The 16,441-nt window shown below is 70.6% G+C and carries 11 protein-coding genes; 4 read left to right on the top strand and 7 right to left on the bottom strand.

Annotated elements, in window-relative coordinates; all coding sequences use genetic code 11:
* Nucleotides 1-71: 71 nt before the first annotated feature.
* Nucleotides 72-2,681, top strand: coding sequence for a SpoIIE family protein phosphatase (locus tag ABZ823_RS02740; RefSeq protein ID WP_361652939.1), 2,610 nt, complete (start codon nucleotides 72-74; stop codon nucleotides 2,679-2,681).
* Here ABZ823_RS02740 and ABZ823_RS02735 read toward each other — a convergent pair.
* Complete coding sequence (locus ABZ823_RS02735; protein ID WP_361652937.1) at nucleotides 2,678-4,333, bottom strand: TPM domain-containing protein; 1,656 nt, start codon at nucleotides 4,331-4,333, stop codon at nucleotides 2,678-2,680. The genes ABZ823_RS02740 and ABZ823_RS02735 overlap by 4 nt on opposite strands.
* A gap of 127 nt (nucleotides 4,334-4,460) precedes the next feature.
* Here ABZ823_RS02735 and ABZ823_RS02730 point away from each other — a divergent pair, with 127 nt between their 5' ends.
* Entirely contained in the window at nucleotides 4,461-4,763 is a 303-nt protein-coding gene (locus tag ABZ823_RS02730; RefSeq protein ID WP_361652935.1) for a hypothetical protein, read from the top strand.
* A 37-nt stretch (nucleotides 4,764-4,800) separates the two neighbouring features.
* Here ABZ823_RS02730 and ABZ823_RS02725 read toward each other — a convergent pair whose 3' ends face one another.
* The 4 genes from ABZ823_RS02725 to ABZ823_RS02710 are packed head-to-tail and all read right to left on the bottom strand — an operon-like array spanning nucleotide 4,801 to nucleotide 8,710.
* Nucleotides 4,801-5,577, bottom strand: a complete 777-nt coding sequence (locus ABZ823_RS02725) for a succinate dehydrogenase/fumarate reductase iron-sulfur subunit (RefSeq protein WP_361652933.1) — start codon at nucleotides 5,575-5,577, stop codon at nucleotides 4,801-4,803.
* Nucleotides 5,574-7,514, bottom strand: coding sequence for a fumarate reductase/succinate dehydrogenase flavoprotein subunit (locus ABZ823_RS02720; protein WP_361652931.1), 1,941 nt, complete (start codon nucleotides 7,512-7,514; stop codon nucleotides 5,574-5,576). Before ABZ823_RS02720 ends, ABZ823_RS02725 begins: the two co-directional genes overlap by 4 nt.
* A 17-nt stretch (nucleotides 7,515-7,531) precedes the next feature.
* The gene (locus ABZ823_RS02715) at nucleotides 7,532-8,368 is read right to left on the bottom strand and encodes a hypothetical protein (protein WP_361652929.1); all 837 of its coding nucleotides are present in this window, start codon (nucleotides 8,366-8,368) and stop codon (nucleotides 7,532-7,534) included.
* 51 nt (nucleotides 8,369-8,419) lie between these two features.
* Nucleotides 8,420-8,710, bottom strand: coding sequence for a hypothetical protein (locus ABZ823_RS02710; RefSeq protein WP_361652927.1), 291 nt, complete (start codon nucleotides 8,708-8,710; stop codon nucleotides 8,420-8,422).
* Between the two features lie 289 nt (nucleotides 8,711-8,999).
* On the opposite strand from ABZ823_RS02710, the gene ABZ823_RS02705 reads away from it, so the two are divergent.
* The gene (locus tag ABZ823_RS02705; protein WP_361652925.1) at nucleotides 9,000-11,144 is read left to right on the top strand and encodes an ABC transporter family substrate-binding protein; all 2,145 of its coding nucleotides are present in this window, start codon (nucleotides 9,000-9,002) and stop codon (nucleotides 11,142-11,144) included.
* A gap of 36 nt (nucleotides 11,145-11,180) precedes the next feature.
* On the opposite strand, the gene ABZ823_RS02700 is transcribed toward ABZ823_RS02705, so the two are convergent.
* Nucleotides 11,181-11,618, bottom strand: coding sequence for a cytidine deaminase (locus ABZ823_RS02700; protein ID WP_361652923.1), 438 nt, complete (start codon nucleotides 11,616-11,618; stop codon nucleotides 11,181-11,183).
* A 261-nt stretch (nucleotides 11,619-11,879) separates the two neighbouring features.
* A complete protein-coding gene (gene typA, locus ABZ823_RS02695; RefSeq protein ID WP_361652921.1) occupies nucleotides 11,880-13,787 on the bottom strand; it encodes a translational GTPase TypA in 1,908 nt (635 codons plus the stop codon).
* An 851-nt stretch (nucleotides 13,788-14,638) separates the two neighbouring features.
* Here typA and ABZ823_RS02690 point away from each other — a divergent pair.
* A complete protein-coding gene (locus ABZ823_RS02690) occupies nucleotides 14,639-16,300 on the top strand; it encodes an ABC transporter substrate-binding protein (protein WP_361652919.1) in 1,662 nt (553 codons plus the stop codon).
* The last annotated feature ends 141 nt before the right edge of the window (nucleotides 16,301-16,441 follow it).

Below are 16,441 nucleotides of genomic sequence, written 5' to 3'. Positions count from 1 at the left end.
GTGCTGGATACTGCGGGCAGCCGCCCCCGGTGACCGGTGCCGGACGCGGTGAGCTGGAGGGGACGGTTCGCGTGAGCGAGATACCAGCGAAGGCCACGGAGTCCGAGGACCCGTCGGGCGGCGCGAGGCACGCGGCCGCGGCGGATTCCGCCGTGGCCGTCGATTCGCGCGGCGTGGCGGGCGGCACGATGTGGCAGAGCAGCCCGCCCGGCTCCATCTACGACTACATCAAGGTCGCCTCCTTCTCCATCGGCCCCGACGGGCACGTGGAGCAGTGGAGCCTGCGGGCAGAACAGCTCTTCGGCATTCCCCGCGAACGAGCCGTCGGCATGGACCCCATCGAGGCGTTCGTCGCCCCCGAGCTGCGCGAGCGCGGCCAGCGGAAGATGGCCGAGATCCTCGACGGCCGGGAGTGGACCGGGGTCATCCCCTTCCGGACACCCGACGCGAAGAGGACCGAGGGGATCGCCGAGGTCTATGTGATGCCCACCATGACGGAGGACGGCGACCGGGCCGCCGTCTGCATCATCGTCGACGTCCGCACCCTCCGCAGCATCGAGACGGATCTCGCCGCCTCGCAGGCGATTTTCGGTCAATCTCCCTTCGGCTTCCTCCTGATCGACACAGAGCTGCGGGTACGGCGTGCCAACGAGCGGTTCGCCTCCACCTTCGGCGGCACCCCCGACGACCACCGCGGGCGCTCCGTCCACGACTACCTCCAGTCCCCGGAGGCCGAACGCGTCGCGGCGACCCTGCGGCGCGTCCTGGAGACCGGCGATTCGATCACGGACATGCACATCACGGGCCACGTCCCGGGCTCCGACGAGCGCAGGCACTGGTCCGTCAACCTCTACCGCGTGCACAGCGGCAGCGGACGCCCCATCGGCGTCGCCTGGCTCGGGCTCGACATCACCGCCCGCCGCGCCGCCGCCCGCGAGGCCGCCGCCGCCCGCCGCAACCTCGCCCTGCTGAACGAGGCGGGCGCCCGCATAGGCAACTCCCTCGACCTGGAGACCACCGCCCGGGAACTCCTCGACGTGGTCGTGCCCGGCTTCTGCGACCTGGCCACCGTCGACCTCTACCAAGGGCTCCTGGCCGGCGACGAGACCCCGCCCGGCCTGGCCGACGGAAGCGCCGAACTGCGCCGCGTCGCGTTCTCCAGCGCCGTGGCGGACGCGCCCTTCACCGGCGGGCCCGAGCCCGTCGCCGTCGGCGCCGTCCACCACTACGCCTTCAACTCCCCCTGCGCGGACGCCCTGCGCGCCGCCCGCCCCCGGCACATCCCCGCCGAGGACGGTGGCCTGATCCAGTCCACACTCGCCGTCCCGATGGTCGCGCACGACACCGTGGTCGGACTCGCCAAGTTCTCCCGGACGAAGGGCAGCGAGCCGTTCGGTGAACGCGACCGCCGGCTCGCCGTCGAACTGGCCGCGCGCGCGGCGGTCTGCATCGACAACGCGCGCCTGTACCGCCGAGAGCACGAACGCGCGCTGATACTGCAACGATCCCTGCTGCCGCCCGGCGACCCGGAAGCCTCCGGCCTGGACATCGCCTGCCGCTATCTGCCGGGCATCGCGGCCACCGGGCGGCCGAGCGAGGTCGGCGGCGACTGGTTCGACGTCATCGAACTCCCCGGCCACCGCACGGCGCTCGTCGTCGGCGACGTCATGGGCCGCGGCCTGCGCGCCGCCGTCGCCATGGGCGAACTGCGTACCGCCGTACGCACGTTGGCGCAGCTCGACCTCGAACCCGCCGAAGTCCTCGCCCAGCTCGACGAGATCGCACGCGGCCTCGGCGCCCCCGGAGGTGTCCAGCAGGCCACCCGCGCCGCCCGCCGGCCGCGCGAGGCCGACCTGTCCGAGGTGTACCTCGCGACCTGTGTCTACGCGGTCTACGACTCGGTCACGCGCCGCTGCACCTTCGCCAACGCGGGCCATCTCCCGCCGGTGCTCGTGGAACCCGGCGAACCCGCGCTGATGCTGGACGTGCCGCCCGGGATGCCGCTCGGCGTGGGCGGCGAGCCCTTCGAGGAAGTCGAGGTCGAACTGCCGGAGGGCGCACTGCTCGCGCTCTACACGGACGGCCTCGTCGAGTCCCGGGACCACCCGCTGGACGAGGGCCTCCAGGCGTTCGTCGGCGCGCTCACCGATCCCTCCCAGCCCCTGGAGGACGTCTGCGACCACGTCCTCAACACCCTGGACACCCATCACGGCGAGGACGACATCGCGTTGCTGATGGCACGTGTCCAGGGGCTGCCGGCCGAGTCCGTCGGAGACTGGACGCTGCCCCGGGAGCCGCGCAGCGTGGGCCGGGCCCGGGAGTACGCGCGCGGCCAGCTGCTCGCCTGGGACCTGGAGCCGCTGGTGGACACCACGGAGCTGCTGGTCAGCGAGCTGGTGACCAACGCCCTGCGGTACGGCGAGGGCGAGATCAGACTGCGGCTGCTGCTCGACCGGACGCTGGTGTGCGAGGTGTGGGACGCGGGCCTGGTCCAGCCGCGCCGCCGACGTGCCCGTGACACGGACGAGGGGGGCCGCGGCCTGCAACTGGTCGGCCTGCTCTCCGCGGCCTGGGGTTCGCGACGCACACCGCGCGGCAAGACGGTCTGGTTCGAACTCCCGCTTCCCGACGGGGAGAACGGGATCGTGGACCCGGCGGAGGCACTGCTGAGCCTGTTCTAGGGGGGTTCGGCAGGCGCGTCGCCCTTCTGCTGGGCGGACGGCCCCTGGGGCCCCTCCGGCCGGAACAGCGCCCCGCCGTCCCTGCGCGCCCGCGTACCCGGTCCGCCGTAGCTCGCGGGACCGCCGTCGCCCGGGTGCCCCGCGGGGGAACCGGGACGGTGCGGAGCGTCGAGCAGAATCCCGCCGAGCACGGCGCCGCCCGTCCAGACCCCCTCGCCGTACGGCGTCCCGTGCGTCCGGACGTCCCGCTGCGCGAGCTGCCGGGCCTGCCGGGCGAATGCGTCCGCCTCCCGGGCGTCGGCGAGCGCGTCCGCCGGGGCCGGGGCGGAGGCGGGGACGGGAGTATCGCCGCGCTCCGCCGCGCGCAGCCGCCGCTCCGCCTCCGCGAGCCGGGTCCGCGCCTCGCAGCCGACGGCTCCACGGTGCGTGGTGATGTAGTCCGAGGCGGCACCGACGCTGCTGCGGGCCACGAGCAGGGCACGTTCCAGCCGGTCCAGGGCCCGTGACCCCTCCGGGCGCCGACGGGCCGCCCTGTCCAGCCCGGCGGCCACCTCCTCGAGCCGCCGCAGCGAACCGATCGGATCGAGCGCGCCCCGGCCCGCCGCTCCCGCGCGCCCCTCGTGCCCGCCCAGCTCCCGTAGCAGTTCGGCCACCACCGCCTCCCCGTGGGCGATCCGGGGCCGCAGGTCCGTGCGGGCGGGTTCCGCGGCGGCCTCCGCGAGGCCGGTTCGCGTCGCGGCCAGGGCGGCGGGCAGGGTGTGTGCCGCCGCCGCCAGGGCCGATGCCAGCCGGGCGATGCCGTCGGCCAGCAGGGCCGTCTGGTCGACGGCGGCCTCGGCCGCGCGCAGGTGGACCACCGCGCTCCCGGTTTCTTTCCGGTCCATCTCCCGGCGGCCCCGGTCGAGGCAGGTCGCGGCGAAGGCCGCCCGGTCCTTGGCCTGTTCGTCGTGGCCCGTGACCGGCAGGCACGCGGACAGCGCGTACCGCCCGCGCAGTTCCGCGAGCGTGCCGTCCGCCTCCGCGACCCGTACCGCCGTTTCCCGCAACCGTGCCTCGGCGCGCTCCAGTGCCTCGGGTGCGGTCCGCTCCAGCGCCCGCGTCCGGTCGAATCCCGGCGCCTCCGCGTCCAGCCTCCGCCCGGCCGCCCCGCACCGCGCGCCGATCTCCTCCAGCAGCGCCCGCGCCCCGTCCTCCCCGTCGTCGAGCCGCTGCCGCAACCGGAAGGCGGACGCCAGGTCGGAGGCAGCGGCCGCCAGCGCCTCGGCGTGCGCCCGTATCGCCTCGTCCCCGAGCTGTGCGGCGGCCCACCGCAGCTCCTCGGCGCTGGTGCGTACGCAGTCGTCGGTCTCGACGAGCAACCGCCTTGCCCGCCGGTCGAGTTCGTCCAGCGGTACGACGGTCGGCGCACGTCCGCCCGGCGTCGTGCGTGTCCTCGTACGCAGCCCGCGCCGCAGCGAGGTGTACGCCGCCACGGCCACGGCGGCGACCGCGGCGACCAACGGCAGCACCAGATCACCGGTCGCCCCAGGATCGCGTCCCACCCCGGCCACTCCCACCACGACCAGCGCCACCCCGAACGCGGCAGTGGCCCTGCGCGCGGCTCGGTACACGGCGGCCCGGCGCGGCCGGCGTCGACGGTGGGGCGGCGTCACATTCCGGAGCGTATGGCCGACGACGCGGCACCGCGAGCGGTGTGTACCCGGTACAGGGCCACCAGGAGGCGGTCTGGTCATCCACGGGCGGTGGTGCCATGATCAGCGCAACACTCACGGGGGGCCGATGCCGCACGTCATCTCGCTGATCGCCGTTTCGGTGATCGTGGTTCTCTATGCCTCCTCAGGTGTTCTGGCCCTCATCGCCGGCCGGTTGATCGTGCCGTGGCAGCGCGGGCGGGTGCTGCGGCCCCGGCTGTGGGGCTCCGGAGCCCTGGTCTTCGTCGCGGGGATCGTGCTGTTCAGGTGCGCCGCCACCGTGAGCGGTGCGACCGCCTTCGGCATCCTGTCCGCTTGCGGGCTTGTTCTCATGCTCTCCGGCGGGGTGCTCCAGTTCCTCGGCGGGCGCGTCGTCCGCGTGCAGGCCTGACGGGCGCTCGCCGCCCCCTACGGCCACGGGCGGGTGCTCACCCCGCCGCGGGACGCCTCCTGATCTTCGAGCCGAGCCACACCAGCGGGTCGTACTTGCGGTCGACCGCCCGTTCCTTCAGCGGGATCAGCGCGTTGTCCGTGATACGGATGCCCTCGGGGCACACCTCCGTGCAGCACTTGGTGATGTTGCAGAAGCCGAGGCCGTGCGCGTCCTGGGCCGTGCGCTTGCGGTCCAGGCCCGTCTGCGCCGCCGCGTCCAGGGGGTGCATGTCCAGTTCCGCCACCCGCATCAGATAGCGCGGGCCCGCGAACGCCTGTTTGTTCTCCTCGTGGTCGCGGACCACATGACAGGTGTCCTGGCACAGAAAGCACTCGATGCACTTGCGGAACTCCTGCGGGCGGTCGACGTCCTCCTGCGTCATGCGGTACTCGCCGGGGCCGAGGTCCGGGGGCGGGACGAAGGACGGGATCTCGCGTGCCTTGCGGTAGTTGAAGCTCACGTCCGTCACCAGGTCGCGGATCACCGGGAAGGCGCGCAGCGGGGTCACCGTGATCGTCTCGTCCGGGCCGAACACCGACATCCGCGTCATGCACATCAGCCGTGGCCGCCCGTTGATCTCCGCGGAGCAGGAACCGCACTTGCCCGCCTTGCAGTTCCAGCGCACGGCGAGGTCGGGCGCCTGGGTGGCCTGGAGGCGGTGGACGATGTCCAGCACCACCTCGCCGTCGTGGACGTCGACCGTGAAGTCCTCCAGGCCGCCGCCCTGCCTGTCTCCCCGCCACACCTTGAAGCGGGCCTCGTAGCTGCTCACTCGTACAGCTCCTCTTCGGCCAGGTACTTGACCAGCTCCTCCTTCTCGAAGAGGGCGAGCAGGTCGGAGCGGATGGGTTCGGTGGTCTCGCGGGACAGGGTGATCTGGCCGTGGACCGGGTCCGTCGCCACCGGACCAACCGTGGGGTCGGTCAGCCGGCACAGCAGATTGACGCGGCGCCACGCGCGGTCCATCGCCGGGTAGTCCTCCCGGGTGTGCCCGCCGCGCGACTCCGTGCGCTCCAGGGCGGCCCGTGCCACGCACTCGCTGACCAGCAGCATGTTCCGCAGGTCCAGGGCGAGGTGCCAGCCCGGGTTGAACTGGCGGTGTCCCTCGACCCCCGCCCGGCGCGCCCGCACCCGCAGCTCGGCCAGCTTCTGGAGCGCCTGCCGCATCTCCGACTCCCGGCGGATGATCCCGACCAGGTCGTTCATCGTCTGCTGGAGTTCCTGGTGCAGGGTGTAGGGGTTCTCCGGTGGGTGCCCGTCCTCCCGGCCAGGCACCGGGCCCTCGGCCGAGAAGGGACGCAGGGCCTCCGCCGCCGCGTTGTCCACCTGGGCCTCGTCCACCGTGGGCCGCTCGGCGGTCTCCGTCGCGTACCGCGCCGCGTGCAGACCCGCCCGCCGTCCGAAGACGAGCAGGTCGGAGAGCGAGTTGCCGCCCAGCCGGTTGGAGCCGTGCATGCCGCCGGCCACCTCTCCGGCCGCGTACAGGCCCTCGACCCCGCGGGCCGCCGCCGTGTCCGAGTCGACCGCGATGCCGCCCATCACGTAGTGGCAGGTGGGCCCGACCTCCATCGCCTCCGCGGTGATGTCGACGTCCGCCAGCTCCTTGAACTGGTGGTACATGGAGGGCAGCCGGCGCCGGATGACCTCGGCGGGCATGCGCGTGGAGACATCGAGGAACACACCGCCGTGCGGGGAGCCCCGGCCCGCCTTCACCTCGGCGTTGATCGCGCGGGCGACCTCGTCACGGGGGAGCAGCTCCGGCGGGCGCCGGTTGTGGTCCGGGTCGTCGTACCAGCGGTCGCCCTCCTCCTCGGTTTCCGCGTACTTCTCCTTGAAGACATCGGGGATGTAGTCGAACATGAACCGCTTGCCGTCGGAGTTCCTGAGCACCCCGCCGTCGCCGCGCACCGACTCGGTGACGAGGATGCCCTTCACCGAGGGCGGCCAGACCATGCCCGTCGGGTGGAACTGCACGAACTCCATGTTCAGCAGCGGCGCCCCGGCGAGCAGGGCCAGCGCATGCCCGTCGCCCGTGTACTCCCAGGAGTTCGACGTCACCTTGAAGGACTTGCCGATGCCGCCCGTGGCGATCACCACGGCGGGCGCCTCGAGGACGAAGAAACGGCCGGACTCGCGCTCGTAGGCGAAGACCCCCGACACCCGGTTGCCGTTCTTGAGGACCCGGGTGACCGTGCACTCCTGGAAGACCTTCAGCCGGGACTCGTAGTCCCCGGTCTCCTTCTCGTCCTCCTGCTGGAGCGCTACGACCTTCTGCTGGAGCGTGCGGATCAGCTCCAGGCCCGTGCGGTCGCCGACGTGCGCGAGGCGCGGGTACTCGTGTCCGCCGAAGTTGCGCTGGGAGATGCGCCCGTCCTTCGTACGGTCGAAGAGTGCGCCCCAGGTCTCCAGCTCCCAGACGCGGTCGGGGGCCTCGCGCGCGTGCAGTTCGGCCATCCGCCACTGGTTGAGGAACTTCCCGCCGCGCAGGGTGTCGCGGAAGTGGACCTGCCAGTTGTCGTGCGGGTTGGCGTTGCCCATCGCCGCCGCGATGCCGCCCTCCGCCATCACCGTGTGCGCCTTGCCGAACAGCGACTTGCAGATCACGGCCGTACGGGCGCCGCGCTCCCGGGCCTCCACGGCGGCCCTGAGGCCGGCACCGCCGGCCCCGACCACGACGACGTCCCACTCCTGCCGGTCGACCACGGACATCACAAGTCCCACTCCCTCTAGAAGAAGCGCGGATCGTCGAACGCGCCGGACGCCACCAGGTACACGTAGAAGTCGGCGAGGGCCACGCTGACCAGCGACGTCCACGCCAGCAGCATGTGACGGGCGTTCAGCCTGCTGATGAAACCCCACAACCGGTAGCGGACGGGGTGCCGGGAGAAGTGCTTGAGCCTGCCGCCGACGATGTGCCGGCAGGAGTGACAGGAGAGGGTGTACGCCCAGATCAGCACGATGTTCACGAGGAAGACCAGGGTGCCTAGCCCCATGTGGCCCCAGCGGTAGTGCGGGTCGCGGAAGGCGAGCACGGTGTCGTACGTGAGGACGCCCGCCACCAGCAGGGCCGCGTAGAAGAAGTAGCGGTGGAGGTTCTGAAGGATCAGCGGGAACCGGGTCTCGCCGGTGTACTTCCGGTGCGGCTCCGCCACCGCGCAGGCCGGCGGCGACAGCCAGAAGCCGCGGTAGTAGGCCTTGCGGTAGTAGTAGCAGGTCAGACGGAAGCCGAGCGGGAAGATCAGGATGATGATCGCCGGGGAGATCGCCCACCAGCTGCCGAAGAGGTCGGCGTTGGGGCCGGCGTGCATGGTCCGGCAGCGCTCCGCCAGGCAGGGCGAGTAGAACGGCGACACATACGGCGCCGCGTAGTAGTCCGCGTCGGCGAAGGCCCGCCAGGTCGAGTAGACGATGAACGCCAGCAGCCCGGCGGCGGTGGCGGCGGGCGCCAGCCACCAGCGGTCCGTGCGCAGGTGCGGGACGGCGATCGCGGCGCGCGCACCGGCGCGCACTCCACCGCCGGGCGCCCGGCGTTCGGTGTCGGGGGGTTCCGTTCCAGTGGCCAAGGAAAGCGCACCTCTCTCGTGGGTCGGTTCACCTCCGGGGCGCGCCGGGGGTCAGGGTGCGTGCCGGTCCCGGGCGCCGAGGCCCTCGTCGTCCGAGTCCGTCCACAGGGTGGTGTCGTACGGGGTGTCGGAGATCGTCACCAGTTCCACAGGCCGCGCCGCGCCGGTGGCGGCGGCCACCTCGCGCAGCAGCGCCACGCTCTCGCGCAGGTGGTCGGCGTCGGTGCGGACCCGGCGTATCTCGAGCCCGCCGCCGCCCATCTGCTGCTCCAGGCGTCCCACGGACCGGTACAGGTCGTCGAGGCACCGCTGGACCGACGTCAGTTCGTCGTGCACGGACATGACGTGACCTCACTTCCACGGGCCCGGGGGCCCAAGGCAGGGACGTTCATGCGCCTGTGAGTGTTGCGCGTCACAGCAGCCGGTGTGAAGGGGACGTGCAGTGATTGGCCGGCGCACGCCGGGGCGTGCGGTTGCGCCGAACGGGTGGGGTTCCCGGGCTTCGTCGCCGTGTCGCCGCATAGTGCCGAACCCTTTCCTCTTCAGTGGGCCCATACATCTGATCAGCTCCAAATACCACCAAACCTGATCGTAACGCCCACTCAGCGGCGAAGCGGCCCCGGAGGTAGACGTGAAGTCCCACGACGGCGTCGGACGGAGCGCGGTACTGCGCTCGGTCGCATTCCTCACCGCGGGAGCCCTCGCGGTGACCGCGCTCGCCGCCTGTAGCTCCGACGAGAAGAGAACGAGCTCACCGGCGGCCGGACAGGACATCGCCCCGGCCTCCCGCACCCTCGTCGGCGACGGCGGCACCCTGCGCTGGGCGGTCGACGCCGTGCCGGGGACCCTGAACACCTTCCAGTCGGACGCCGACGCGGCGACCAGCCGGATCGCCGGCGCGGTACTGCCCTCGATGTTCCGGCTCGATGCCAACGGGCGGCCCAAGGCCGACTCCGCCTACCTGGAGTCCGCCAAGGTCGTCTCGACCGAGCCCAAGCAGGTCGTCGTCTACCGCCTCAACCAGCAGGCCGTCTGGAACGACGGCCGGGAGATCGGCGCCGACGACTTCGCCGCCCAGTGGCGCGCCCTCTCCGGGAAGGACAACGCGTACTGGACCGCACGCAACGCCGGCTACGACCGCATCGAGAAGATCGAGCGCGGCGCGAACAACCTCGAGGTCAAGGTCACCTTCGGCAAGCCGTACGCCGACTGGAAGTCGCTGTTCTCGCCGCTGTACCCGAAGGACGTCATGGGCAGCCCGGACAGCTTCAACGACGGGGCGAGACGCGGCCTGAAGGTCACCGCCGGCCCGTTCGGCGTCCAGTCGGTCGACCAGAAGAGCGGCACCGTCACCCTCACCCGTAACCCGCGCTGGTGGGGCCGGCCCGCCAAGCTCTCCGAGATCGTCCTCGTGGCCGTACCGCGCGACCAGCGGGCCGCCGCGCTCTCCGACGGAAAACTCGACATGGCGGAGATCGACCCGGAGGAGGCCGAGCGGTTCACGCTCGCCGCCCGCGACAAGGGCAGTACCACCTTGCAGGGCGCCTCCCCCAGCCTGGAAACGGGCCTGGGGACGGGCCTGGAGACGGGCCAGAGCGCCGCATCGGGCGCACCGGGCCCCCGCCGGGAGCAGACGCTGAACGGCTTCGTGATCCGCAGGTCCCTGGAGCCCGCCTACACCCAGCTGGCCCTGAACGGCGCCCGGGGCGCGCTCGCCGACGAGCGGGTGCGCCGGGCCGTGGCCCGCTCCCTCGACCGCACCGAGCTGGCCGGACTCGTCCTCAAGCCGCTGGGTCTGCCGGCGGTGCCGGTCGGCAGCCATCTCGCGCTCGCGGGGCAGGACGCGTACGCCGACGGCAGCAGCGCGCTCGGCAGCCATGACACCAAGCAGGCGAAGAAGCTGCTGGCCGAGGCGGGCTGGGTGGCCGGCGGTCCGGTCCAGGAACAGAAGAAGAAGGCGGCCGGCCCCGAGGGCAGGAAGGCGGAACACGCAGAGGGGCCGGAGAAGTCGGACAAACCAGAACAATCCGAGGGCGCGGAGACGCCGGAGAAGATGGGGCAGCGCGACGGCGCGGGCGACGACCGGACGGACGTCGACAGCGAGGACGGCAAGGCCCGCCATCTGCCCGGCCAGCAGGGCGGACCCCCGCCGGGGGCCTACGCACCCAAGGGCACCGCCGTTCCCGGCGGCGCCAAGACCGGGCCGCTCGCCAAGGACGGCAAACCGCTGGTGCTGAAGCTCGTGCTGCCGTCCGGGCCGGGCTCCCGGTCCCTGCAGACCGTCGGGGACCGCATCGCTCGCATGCTGGACAAGATCGGAATCCGTGCGGAGATCACCAAGGTGTCGGACGGCGACTTCTTCAAGGACCACGTCGCGTCCGGCGACTACGACCTGGCGCTGTACTCCTGGCCGGCGACCGCGTTCCCGGCGACCGACGCCCGGCCGATCTACGCCAAGCCGGTACCGGCGGCGGACGGCTCGCTGAGCATCGAACAGAACTACACCCGGGTCGGCACCGACCAGGTCGACCAGCTGTTCGGCCAGGCCATCGCCACGCTGGACGCGGACGAGGAGCGGGATCTGCTGCGCAAGGCCGACGCCCACATCTGGGCCGCCGCCGGCTCGATCCCCCTCTACCAGCGCCCCCAGCTCACGGCGACCCGCGCCAACCTGGCAAACGCGGGGGCGTTCGGCTTCCAGACCCCGGTCTACGAGGACATGGGCTTCCTGAAGAAGGGGGCGAAGCCGTCCGCGAGCCCCTCGGCGTCCGGCTAGTGCCCCAAACAGGCACGTTCGCCCTGTTGCCGGGTGTCAGCCCGTGCTGAGTGGCGCCGTTCCTCCGGCGTCGAGCTGGTGGTCGGCCAAGACGTAGCTCTCGGGCAGCAAGTCGGTGATGAGGACGGTTCGGGTGCGGTCGCCTTCGCCGACGATGACCTTGAGCGCGGGGAAGTAGTCGAGAAGGACCTGACGGCACCGGCCGCACGGGGGAACAACCCCCCGGTCGCGGTCGCCCACGGCGACGATCGTGTCCAGCTCGTAGGCGCCCTGGGCGGCTGCCGCGCCGATGACCACCAGCTCGGCGCAGGGGCCTCCCGTGAAGTGGTAGGCGTTCACCGCGGTGACGATCCGGCCGTCCCGGGCGCGGGCCGCGGCCGCCATGGTGTGGTTGTCGCCCCGGCACCGAGTGCGCGCGACGTGCGCTGCGGCCTCTATGAGTTCGTGGTCGACCTGGTGGGTCCGCGTGGTCATCTTCTCTGCCTTCGTCAGGTGTCAGGTGACCTTTACCTGGGTGACGAGGGTGCGCAAGCGAATATCGCTCGCTCGCTCCGCCGCCCGGACAGCCTGACGACACCGCGCCGCCCGGACCAGCATCCGAACGGCGCGTCACCACGGGGCAAAGGTTCTCTGATGCGGTAGTGGAACCCAGGCGCGACCGTCCCCGGCGGCCGGACCGGAGAGCTCGTGGGCCGTGCCCCGCTCCAGCGGGGCACGGCCCACGGTGTGCCGCTGTCAGGCGTGCTTGGCGCGGCTGGCGGCGCGGGCGCGCTCACGCTGGTCGAGGACGACTTTGCGGATGCGAACGGCCTCCGGCGTCACCTCGACGCACTCGTCGTCGCGGCAGAACTCCAGGGACTGCTCGAGCGACAGCTTGCGCGGCGGCACGATCGACTCGGCGATGTCGGCCGTGGCGGAGCGGATGTTGGTGAGCTTCTTCTCCTTGGTGATGTTGACGTCCATGTCGTCGGAGCGGGAGTTCTCACCGACGATCATGCCCTCGTACACCTCGGTGCCCGGCTCCACGAAGAGCACGCCGCGCTCCTGGAGGTTCGTCATTGCGAAGGCGGTGACGCTTCCGGAGCGGTCGGCCACCAGGGAGCCGTTGTTACGGGTCTGAAGCGGGCCGAACCAGGGCTCGTGGCCCTCGTGGATGGAGTGGGCGATACCCGTGCCGCGGGTGCCCGTCAGGAACTCGGTACGGAAGCCGATCAGGCCGCGCGAGGGCACGACGAACTCCATGCGGACCCAGCCGGAGCCGTGGTTGGACATGTTGTCCATACGGCCCTTGCGGACGCCCATCAGCTGGGTGACGGCGCCCATGTGCTCCTCGGGCACGTCGATCGTCATGCGCTCGACCGGCTCGTGGACCTTGCCGTCGACCTCCTTGGTGACCACCTGAGGCTTGCCGACCGTCAGCTCGTAGCCCTCGCGGCGCATGGTCTCCACCAGAATGGCCAGCGCCAGCTCACCGCGGCCCTGCACCTCCCAGGCGTCCGGCCGCTCGGTGTCCAGGACGCGCAGGGAGACGTTGCCGACCAGCTCGCGGTCGAGCCGGTCCTTGACCTGGCGGGCGGTGACCTTGCGGTCCTTGACCGTGGCCTTGGCATTGGCGCCCTTGCCGGTGCCGCCCCTGCCGACCAGCGGCGAGGTGTTCGTACCGATCACCATGGAGATAGCGGGCTCGTCCACCGTGATCAGCGGCAGCGCGACCGGGTTCTCCGGGTCGGCCAGGGTCTCGCCGATCATGATCTCGGGGATACCGGCGACGGCGCAGATGTCACCCGGGCCGGCCTTCTCGGCGGGCTTGCGGGTGAGCGCCTCGGTCATCATCAGCTCACTGATGCGCACGTTGCTGATCGTTCCGTCGCGCTTGATCCAGGCGACGGTCTGGCCCTTGCGCAGCTCGCCCTGCTCGACGCGCAGCAGCGCGATACGGCCGAGGAAGTTGTCGGCGTCCAGGTTGGTGACGTGCGCCTGGAGCGGGGCGTCCTCGTCGTACGTCGGGGCCGGGATGTGCTCCAGGATCGTGGAGAAGAACGGCTCCAGGCTGTCGCTGTCGGCCGGGACCGTGCCGTCCTCCGGCTTGGTGAGGGAGGCGATGCCGTCACGGCCGCAGGCGTAGACGATGGGGAACTCGATCTGGTCCTCGTCCGCGTCGACGTCCAGGAACAGGTCGTACGTCTCGTTCACGACCTCGTCGATACGGGCGTCGGGCCGGTCCGTCTTGTTGATGCACAGGATGACGGGCAGGCGGGCCTGGAGCGCCTTGCGCAGCACGAACCGGGTCTGCGGCAGCGGGCCCTCGGACGCGTCGACGAGCAGCACGACACCGTCGACCATCGACAGGCCGCGCTCGACCTCGCCGCCGAAGTCGGCGTGGCCGGGGGTGTCGATGATGTTGATCGTGATGGGCTCCCCGCCGTCCTTGGGGTGATACTTCACCGCCGTGTTCTTGGCGAGGATCGTGATGCCCTTCTCACGCTCCAGGTCGTTGGAGTCCATGACACGGTCGTCGACCTGCTCGAGCTGGTGGGCGGCGAAGGCACCGGCCTGCTTCAGCATGCCGTCGACGATGGTCGTCTTCCCGTGGTCGACGTGGGCGACGATGGCGACGTTGCGGATGTCGTGGCGCGTGGCCATATTGCGGCGTACTCCCGGAGTGGTGAGGACGGCCTGCGCGTACCTCTGTGTTACGCGGGCCCTGCCGGGCTGAACATGCCACGGCCTCACCCCATGGTACGGGTGCCAAGGCGCAGGCGTCTCGGCAAGCCCTTCGGACCGGGGTGCACCGTTGCCCCGGGCATCGAGTCCCGCCTTCACTCGAGCTCTTTGATCACCAGGATTACATGACTGTGTTTTGCCCCGTTTCCCGTCCGGCGGGGCCGATCGCACAGCCGGCGCGGATCGCTCCGGGTGGAACGGCGGCGGAGGGCGCTGTGAGGTGCACCGAACCGAATAAGGGGATTCCGGAGCCGCCGCGGAGCAGGGGACGGAGGCGTCGGTACAGGGTTTTCCCTACGGCGCGGCGTCGGGGGGACGGTTCGTCCGCACCGCTCGTCCTTCGGCGCTACGGTTACCGAAATGTGCGGTTGCCGCCGAGCGGTTTGTCGCGGTTGTCTCGCCCTCGACGTCGAGAGCACTCTTCCTCCGTCGAGCGCAACTGCTTTATGGCAGCTTGTCCGCTATCCGGACACTCCGCATCGATAGTTGTGTAACAAGTCCGTTTCGCAGGGATCTTTCGGCAAACCGTTTGTCCGGATTTTGGAAGAAGTAGCCGTCAGGTGTGATCGAACCGAGACCTTGGAGGTGTGGTTCAGCCATAGCCCATGGCAGATAGTTAGGCGCGTAGAGCTCGGGTCAACGGGTCATGCGCCGTGGGAGGCGTCGACTCACGAGCGTGCGGGTGTACCCGACCTTCCCCGTTCTTGCTGTCCGTGGGATGTCGTGTGCTCCCTCTTGCAGTGAACAAAAGGACTCAGGAGGAGGAACCCATGCGTGGTGCCGGCAGCGCCAAGTGGGTCGCGGGCGCGATCGTCATAGCCCTGGCTGCGACCGCCTGTGGTGGCAGCGACAACGGTGGCAGTGGCAGTGGCAACAACAGCAAGGGCTCCGGCAAGGACGGTGGCACCTGGCGGATGGGCATCACCGAGCCGGTTGCCATCGACCCCTACAACGCGCAGGAGTCCGAGGGCATCCTGGTCACGGACAACCTCTTCACCGGTCTGTTCGACCCGACCGCGGACGGCCAGGTCGTCCCGGCGCTGGCCACCTCGAAGAAGGTCAGCGCCGACGGTAAGACCTGGACCTTCACCATCAAGAAGGGCACCAAGTTCACCAACGGTGAGGACGTGAACGCCGAGGCGTTCATCCGCGGCTGGAACCGCGTCGCGGTGAAGTCGGCCGCGTCCGACGTGGCCTACCACATGGCCGGCATCGCGGGCTTCGCCGACGTGCAGTCCGGCAAGGCCCAGACCATGAGCGGCCTGTCCGCTCCGGACCCGTACACGCTCCAGGTGAAGCTGTCCGCCGCGGACTTCGAGTTCTACGTCAAGACCTCGCACACCGTCTTCAGCCCGGTCCCCAAGGTCGCCGGTGACGCCCACAACAAGGCGTACAACGAGGCTCCCATCGGCAACGGCCCCTTCAAGATGCAGGGCAAGTGGGAGCACAACAAGTCGATCACTGTCGTCCGCAACAACGACTACGGCCTGACGAAGGCTCACCTGGACAAGGTCCAGATCGACATCCTGAACCCGAACAACAGCTCCAACCTGGAGTACCAGGGCTTCGAGTCGGGTCAGTACGACTGGGCCCGCATGCCCACCCCGCAGCTCACGGCCGCCAAGGCCAAGTACGAGCCGCAGGGTGAGTGGATCGGCGAGGACACCAACGGCATGAACTACCTGCTGCCGATCACCGACAACGGCCCGACGAAGAACGTCAAGGTCCGCGAGGCGATCTCCTACGCCATCGACCGGGACGCCATCATCAAGGGTGTCTTCCAGGGCATGCAGACCAAGTCCACGACGATCCTGCCGCCGGTCTTCAAGGACGTCTACCACAAGGACCTGTGCACCTCCTGCATCAAGCAGGACACGGCCAAGGCGAAGCAGCTCGCCAGCGAAGGCGGCCTGAAGCCGGGCAGCACCCTCAACCTGGCCTACAACACCGGTGCCGGCCACGAGGAGTGGGTCCAGGCGGTCCAGCAGCAGCTGGAGAAGGTCCTCGGCGTCAAGGTCAACGCGGTGGGCAAGCCGTTCGCCGAGCTCCTCGCCGACCAGCAGAAGCCGGGCGCCACGGGCCTGTACCGCTTCGCCTGGGGCGCGGACTACCCGACGCCGGACAACTACCTGTTCCCCCTGCTGGACTCCGCGTCCATCAACAAGGACGCCTCCGGCAAGGTCACCGGTGACAACCGGGAGCGCTACAGCAGCAAGAAGTTCGACGACCTGGTCGCCAAGGCCCGCGCCACCGAGGACCAGTCCGCACGCAACGAGCTGTACAAGCAGGCCGAGAAGGTCGCCATGGATGACGTGGCGCTGATCCCGCTGTGGAACCGCACCCAGCTGCGCCTCGCCAACACCAAGAAGTACGGCAACGTCAAGATGGACTTCCACGAGAACCCGAACCTCGCGGAGATCAGCTTGAAGTAATCGGGTGCCGCTGACAGCGGCGTCCGGTGATGGGGGCCGTGGTACCGAGCTGCGCTCGGCTGCTGCGGCCCCCGACGACCGTCGGGAGGGTGTGATCCGCCCTCCCGCCCCCCACCCCCACACCCCCCATATTTGGGGCTG

This window comes from Streptomyces sp. NPDC047079, from assembly GCF_040643755.1.
GTDB lineage: Bacteria > Actinomycetota > Actinomycetes > Streptomycetales > Streptomycetaceae > Streptomyces.
The sequence above is the reverse complement of the archived record's forward strand: the minus strand, read 5'-3'. Positions and strand labels throughout refer to the sequence as shown.

Excerpts from the sequence above, each read along its gene's own strand:
- ABZ823_RS02710 (WP_361652927.1), bottom strand. The coding sequence starts at position 8,710 with ATGTCCGTGCACGACGAACTGACGTCGGTCCAGCGGTGCCTCGACGAC.
- ABZ823_RS02690 (WP_361652919.1), top strand. The coding sequence starts at position 14,639 with ATGCGTGGTGCCGGCAGCGCCAAGTGGGTCGCGGGCGCGATCGTCATA.
- ABZ823_RS02700 (WP_361652923.1), bottom strand. The coding sequence starts at position 11,618 with ATGACCACGCGGACCCACCAGGTCGACCACGAACTCATAGAGGCCGCA.
- typA (WP_361652921.1), bottom strand. The coding sequence starts at position 13,787 with ATGGCCACGCGCCACGACATCCGCAACGTCGCCATCGTCGCCCACGTC.
- ABZ823_RS02730 (WP_361652935.1), top strand. The coding sequence starts at position 4,461 with ATGCCGCACGTCATCTCGCTGATCGCCGTTTCGGTGATCGTGGTTCTC.
- ABZ823_RS02720 (WP_361652931.1), bottom strand. The coding sequence starts at position 7,514 with ATGTCCGTGGTCGACCGGCAGGAGTGGGACGTCGTCGTGGTCGGGGCC.